The sequence below is a fragment of the Cellulosimicrobium cellulans genome (assembly GCF_042723955.1).
GTDB classification, from domain to species: Bacteria; Actinomycetota; Actinomycetes; order Actinomycetales; family Cellulomonadaceae; genus Cellulosimicrobium; species Cellulosimicrobium cellulans_H.
In genome coordinates this window covers 3,195-4,658 of the sequence record NZ_JBHXIC010000157.1, presented here as the reverse complement: position 1 = coordinate 4,658, position 1,464 = coordinate 3,195, and the positions used below count along the sequence as shown (strand labels likewise).

Annotated in this window: 1 protein-coding gene; it reads right to left on the bottom strand. The window is 73.8% G+C overall.

What is annotated here, in order from left to right:
- Positions 1-1,192, bottom strand: a 1,192-nt coding sequence (gene pstS, locus ACFWH7_RS20795) for a phosphate ABC transporter substrate-binding protein PstS (protein ID WP_378219544.1), incomplete at its 3' end; no start/stop codon positions are given.
- Positions 1,193-1,464 lie beyond the last annotated feature (272 nt).

The window sequence follows — 1,464 nt, the reverse complement described above, 5'->3', positions numbered from 1 at the left end:
GTCCGCCGTCGGGCACGGTGCCGGTCGCGGTGCCGGTCGCGGGCGCCGTGGACGCCCCCCCCCGGAAGGGGGCGCACTTGCCCGGTACACCGCGGGCGGAGTGCGCGACGCCCCCCCCCCCCCGCGCCGGGCCCGCGCCCCCCGCCCCCCCCGACTGGCCCTCCTCGCTCGAGATGTACGTGAGGAACGCCTTGACGAGGTTGCCCGCCGCCTCGTCCTCGTAGTTCGTGCACGCGATCGCGTAGGAGACGAGCACGAGCGGGTAGGCGCCGGCCTCCGTCGTCGTGCGGTCCAGCTCGACCGCGATGTCGTGCTCGCCACGACCCTCGACGCGCGGGGACGCGTCGACGACCTTCGCGGCGGCCTCGGGCGAGTACGCGACCCACTCCTCGCCGACCTTGATGCTCGCGGTGCCGAGGTCGCCGGCCTTCGAGGCGTCGGCGTAGCCGATCGTGCCCTCGCCGCCCTGGACCGTCTGCACGACGCCGGAGGTGCCCTGCGCGGACTCCCCGCCCTGCGTCGGCCAGTCGCCGCTCGGCTCGTGGCCCCACGCGTCACCGGCGGTCGCGGCGAGGTACTCGGTGAAGTTCTCCGTCGTGCCCGACTCGTCGGAGCGGTGGACCGGCGTGATCGCGAGGTCCGGGAGCGTCGCGTCGGGGTTGTCGGCGGCGATCTCCGGCGCGTTCCACTGCGTGATCGTGCCGTTGAAGATGCCCGCGATCGTGGCCGGCGCGAGGTTGAGCTCCGCGACGTCCGGGAGGTTGTAGATGATGGCGATCGGGCTGACGTAGACGGGGAGGTCGATCGCGCCGTCGGGGCCGCACACGGCCTGCGACTGCGTGATCTCCTCCTCCTTGAGCACCGCGTCCGAGCCGGCGAACGCGACGCCGCCCTCGAGGAACTGGGTGCGACCGCCGCCGGAGCCGACCGGGTCGTAGTTGACGGTGACGTCGGGGTTCGCGCTCTGGAACCCGGCGCGCCACGCCTCCATGGCGGACTCCTGCGAGCTCGCGCCCGCACCGTTGAGCTCACCGCTGAGGTCGCTCGCGGTCTCGGACGAGCCCTCGGAGGAACCGTCGGTGGCGCCGTCGGCGCTGCCGACGGGGTCGTCCGACCCGCAGGCGGCGAGGGTCAGCGCGAGCGCACCGATCGCGACGGCGGATCCAGCACGGGAGAATCGGCTGAGCTTCACTCTTCGTTCCATCCTGTTCAAGCGTCTCGTGGCACCAGCGAGCGCCGGTGACGATCCCGACGCTAAGAGCGCCGGGTGACGCGTTCCCCGAGAGCGGGTGAACGAGGGATGAACAGTGCACAGACCTTCCGTGCCACGCTTCCGGCCGGGTCGGGCAGGGCCGGGCCGGCCGTCCGCGTCGCACGACGACGGCCCCCGGGGGGGACGGGGGGTGGAACCAGGTGCGGGGGGGGGGCGGGGCACGAAGGGGGGGCGTGACGCAGCAAGGACCG